Raw genomic sequence first — 4,504 nt, 5'->3', positions numbered from 1 at the left:
GGCCAGCACCCGCGGCCAGGCGGCGGTGCTGGCGGCCGGGGAGTATTCGGCCAGGTCCGGGTCGGTGAACAGGTGGCCCACCCCGGGGTAGGGGAAGACCGTCAAGTCGGCTCCGGCGTCGGTCATCGCCCGCTGCCACTCGTCGACCTCGTCCGGCGCGTCGTACGGGTCGGGGTCGGCGAGGTGCAGCTGCACCGGCAACCCGGGTCGGACCGCGTCCGGTGCGCCGCCGGTGCCGTGCAGCAGGAGCAGACCGGCCGCGTCGGGGCGCTCGGCCAGCAACGCGCCGGCCACCCCGGCGCCCATCGAGAAACCGGCGAGCACGGTCTCGGGTGGCAGGTCGCGCAGCGCCGCCCGGGCCCGGTCCAGCACCGCCTCCTGGCCGATCTTGTCGAGCACCGCGAAGCCCTCCTCGACGCTCTCGGCGGGCGGGACGCCGTACAGGTCGGGGGTGGTGACCTGGTGCCCGGCGGCGCGCATCCGCTCGGCGGCGGCGCGCACCGCGGGCCGCAACCCGTAGACGGAGTGGAACAGCACGACGTGTCGCATCCGGTCATCCTGCCGCAGCCGGGCGCTGGTCCGCCGGCGGCCACGCTGCCGGGGCGCACCGAGCCAACCCCCAGCCGCGTCGACGGGCCGACCAACCGGCCGGTCTCCGCACCACCGCCCCCGCCACCCGGGATCACCCCGATCGCACCGACGCAGCGTGGTCTGGTGCCCCCGGCCGAGGCCGGTGAGCCGTTCCGGCCGACGCTGACCACCGCGGCGATCAACAACGCGCGGGCCGAGCGGCAGCGCACCGTCATTCCGCCCCGCCCCAAGACCAACGGCCAGCCCCGGCCGAGCCACCAGCAACGCCCGGCGACGGATTCGCCAACGGGTGGATTCAGCACCGTCGAGCCACCATCGGGCGGGTTCACTACCGTCGATCCGCCCACCGGCGGCTTCAGCGCCACCGACCTCAGCATTCCGGTGCCGACCCCCCGGCCCGGCCAGGAGACCGCACCGCCCGGCTCCCGGGCCAACTGGCCGCTGGTCAACAACCCGGAGGACCCGGCGGACAGCTCGCCGAACAACCCGGTGGCCTACTCCTACGGTGGCAGCCGTGGCGTGGACGCCCCGACCGACCCGGGTCGGGCCGACGGGCGGGTCACTCCGCCCTGGCTGGCCGACGACCTGCCCCAGGAACCACCCATGCTGCGGCTGGTGGAGCCGCCACCACTTGCTGACCGCGCACTGCGTGAGGGGCTCACCCCGGCCGCGGAGGCGCAGCTGGAGACTCCACCGCTGCGCCTGGTCGACCGGGAGCAGGCCGCCCGGGGCGGCCGGTCCGCCGCCCGCGGCGAACGCGCTGCCGAGCACCGGCCGCCGCCCCCGGTGGAGCACCGGCCGGCACCGCCGGTCGAGCACCGGCCACCGCCCGTGGAGCACCGGCCACCGCCGGTCGCGGACGAGGGCGACGGCGACCTGTTGATCTTCGCGCAGGCCAAGTCAGCCTGGTTCGTCGGGCACGCCGAGGAGTCCGACCTGGACTGGTCGACCACTGCCGACACCGGCTGGCAGGCCGCGGAGCAGGCCGCCCGCCCGGCGGTGGGCGCCGAAACCAACGCCGGGCTGCCGAAGCGCGTGCCGCAGGCCAACCTGGTCCCCGGTTCCCCGCTGCGCGAGGAGCGTCCATTGCGGATAGTGCGTGATGCGGCGAGCCTCGCGGAGAACACCACCGGCTACTTCCGTGGCTGGCGTCGTGGCCAGGAGATCGGCGGTTTCGCGGTGGGCGGTCGGCCCGGACGCGAGGCGGCCGGCGGCTGGGACTTCAGCCGTGACCACGGGGACCGCGACGACGACCGGGAGTACGAGTACCGCTCGGCCGGTTACCAGTCCTGACCCTCGCACACCCGCGCGAACGCCCCTCGGTCGACTGACCGAGGGGCGTTCTCCGTCCGCTGTGAAGCGTGCACCGTGGACAGCCGCAGACACGGAGACGCCGCCCTCGCCAGATGCCCGTGGAAGCCCGACCCCGGGTGCAGGGGCCGACAGTCCAGAGGTCTCACGAAGGCGGCGTCGGGACACCCACCAGCGCCCAGCGGCGCGGCGAGCAGGTTGCGGCACCCGGTGGCGGCCAGGGCCACCACCGGGCGTGCAGCGTCCCGATCAGGCCGGGGCGACGGCGCGCGTGCGGCGCATCGTCAGCACGTACTCGACCAGTGAGATCAGCACGTGCTTCGTCGACTCCCGGTTACGGGCGTCGCAGGCCACCACCGGCACGTCGCTCGAGATCGCCAAGCGTCCCGGACGTCCTGCGGGTCGTGGTACTGCATTCCGTCGAAGCAGTTGATCGCCACCAGGTACGGCAGGCGTCGGTGCTCGAAGAAGTCGATCGCCGCGAAGCAGTCGGCCAGCCGGCGGGTGTCCACCAGCACGACCGCACCGATCGCACCCCGAACCAGTTCATCCCACATGAACCAGAATCGGGTCTGACCCGGCGTACCGAACAGGTACAGGATCAGATCACGGTCGATCGAGATCCGGCCGAAGTCCATGGCCACCGTGGTCGTCGTTTGCCCCGGCACCTGCCGGGTGTCGTCGACGCCCACGCCCGCCGAGGTCATGATGGCCTCGGTGGTCAGCGGCGTGATCTCCGAGACCGAGCCGACCAGCGTCGTCTTACCGACGCCGAACCCACCAGCGATAACGATCTTCGCCGACGTCACGCGGCCGCTCGGGTTCGGCGGGCGGTGCGACATGTCAGAGCCTGCGAAGTCCACTCAGCACCCTCTCCAGCAGTTCAGTGCCCACCGCGTCGTCGGAGTCGTCCAGGATGGTCGGCTCGTGGACCGCGACCAGGCCGTCCGTCGCCATGTCGGCGATGAGCACCCGGGCCACACCAAGCGGGAGCTGCATCCGCGCCGCGATCTCCGCGAGCGATTGCACGCGTCCGTCACACAGCGCGGCGATGTACTGGTGTTCGCGGCCCTGGCCGCCGTTGCCATTGGCAGCGGCCCGGCCGCGCACCGTCGTCTCGACGAGCGCCTCCAGCGCGATGTCGAGTCGGGGACGGGTACGACCACGGGTCACGGCGTATGGACGGACCAACGCTCCGGTTGGTTCGTCACGATCGGCCATGTCGCCGTTCACCTCCTTCGCACCCGTCACCGGCTCCCACCGGTGAAACCCGTCGTTGTCTTCGTTGCGGTCGCGCCGACCTCACGATCGGCGAGGTATCAACCCAGCATGCCCGCAGCCGCGCGGGGCTGCGGGGTCAGCGCGTCGCCCACCCGATCGACAAGCAGCGCCATCTCGTAGCCAACCTGGCCCACGTCGGAGCTACGGGCGGCCAGCACGGCGAAGGACGAGCCGTCCGAGATGGACATCAGGAACAGGAAACCATTGTCCATCTCCACGACAGTCTGCAACACCGCGCCTCCCTCGAAGCAGCGCGCAGCCCCCTGGGTCAGGCTCACCAGACCCGACGAGATCGCGGCGAGCTGGTCTGCCCGGTCGCGCGGCAGATCCCGTGACGACGCGAGGAGTAGACCGTCCGCCGAGACGGCGACCGCGTGCGCGACGCCGGGCACCCGGTCGGCGAAGTTGGCCAGAAGCCAACCAAGATCCTGCGTAGTTGTCATCCTTCTTGCTCCTTCTGCCCGCTCCCGGCCACCGGGCCTGAGCCAGACTGCGAGGATTGCCCTCCCGGAGTCGCCTCCGGGCTGGTCGGGTTGTCCGAGGTGCTACGCCCTCGCTGCACGCCCCGGTGGTAGGCGGAGAGCAGGCCACGGACCGCCTCCGGGGAGCGCCGCTGGACCGAGGTCGTGGGCTTTTCCACCGCACCCGGCACCAGCTGCGCCATCGGCTTGCGCTTGGGTAGACCGGTGGTGGTGGTCTCGACCACCGGCACCGAACTGGCCGCCGCCGAGGCAGCCCGCCAGCCGTCGTCGGCAGCGGTCTGCCAACCGCTGGTCTGCGGTTGGGGCCGGCGGTTCGGCAGGCTCTCAGCGAGGCTGGGGCGTGCGCCCTCGCCCGCTGTGGAGCCGTTGTCCCGCGGCGCTCCTCCGGCCGTCGGAGTGTCTGCCATCGGTGTGTTACCTGTCGTCCCGGGTGGTGTCTTGTGGACTGCCCGACCGGTGGCCTCGACCGCGGCGAACTGCTGGGTCGCGGTGTCGCCGTTCGTCGCTGGCTGGCCGCCGGTCTCCTCCGGGCCGGGGCGGCGGGTACGGAACCAGGCCGACTCGAGCTCCCGGAAGATCGGCAGCTCCATCGTCTCGTCCGCGTACCGCTGACGGTTCTGCGCCTGCGGCTGCTGCGGTGCCGGCCGACTCTGCGGAGCCGGAGCCGGAGCCGAAGCGGGCGTCGGAGCGGGTGCCGGGGCCTGAGCCTGAGCCGCCGGCAGTTGCTCGCCGGGTCGCGGCACGCGGGGCAGCTCCGTCGTCATGTCCAGGGCGGCGGCGAGCCGCTCGGGCACCGGCGGGGTGGCGGTTTCCCGGTCGCCAGCCGGAACCGGCGGCCA

Annotated in this window: 3 protein-coding genes and 3 pseudogenes; 1 reads left to right on the top strand and 5 read right to left on the bottom strand. The window is 72.7% G+C overall.

The window, feature by feature from the left end:
* Positions 1–549 (bottom strand): dienelactone hydrolase family protein (locus JM949_RS33865; protein ID WP_203152104.1); only part of this gene is annotated, 549 nt, incomplete at its 3' end.
* On the opposite strand from JM949_RS33865, the pseudogene JM949_RS33860 reads away from it, so the two are divergent.
* Positions 472–1,884: pseudogene (locus JM949_RS33860) on the top strand (transposase); the annotation flags it as partial. The gene JM949_RS33865 and the pseudogene JM949_RS33860 overlap by 78 nt on opposite strands.
* Positions 1,885–2,151: 267 nt before the next feature.
* Here the strand turns inward: JM949_RS33860 and JM949_RS33855 are convergent.
* From JM949_RS33855 to JM949_RS33840, 4 genes and pseudogenes are all read right to left on the bottom strand, one after another.
* Positions 2,152–2,744, bottom strand: a pseudogene (locus tag JM949_RS33855) (GTP-binding protein).
* Position 2,745: 1 nt separating this feature from the next.
* A complete protein-coding gene (locus JM949_RS33850; RefSeq protein ID WP_030329021.1) occupies positions 2,746–3,123 on the bottom strand; it encodes a DUF742 domain-containing protein in 378 nt (125 codons plus the stop codon).
* A gap of 98 nt (positions 3,124–3,221) precedes the next feature.
* A complete protein-coding gene (locus JM949_RS33845) occupies positions 3,222–3,626 on the bottom strand; it encodes a roadblock/LC7 domain-containing protein (RefSeq protein ID WP_030329023.1) in 405 nt (134 codons plus the stop codon).
* A pseudogene (locus tag JM949_RS33840) lies at positions 3,623–4,504 on the bottom strand (ATPase); the annotation flags it as partial. The pseudogene JM949_RS33840 and the gene JM949_RS33845, both read right to left, overlap by 4 nt.

It is taken from the genome of Micromonospora tarensis (assembly GCF_016803395.1).
Taxonomy (GTDB): Bacteria; Actinomycetota; Actinomycetes; order Mycobacteriales; family Micromonosporaceae; genus Micromonospora; species Micromonospora tarensis.
This window is presented reverse-complemented; position numbering and strand designations above follow the sequence as displayed.

Coding starts and splice junctions, on each gene's coding strand:
- JM949_RS33845 (WP_030329023.1), bottom strand. CDS start 3,626: ATGACAACTACGCAGGATCTTGGTTGGCTTCTGGCCAACTTCGCCGAC.
- JM949_RS33850 (WP_030329021.1), bottom strand. CDS start 3,123: ATGGCCGATCGTGACGAACCAACCGGAGCGTTGGTCCGTCCATACGCC.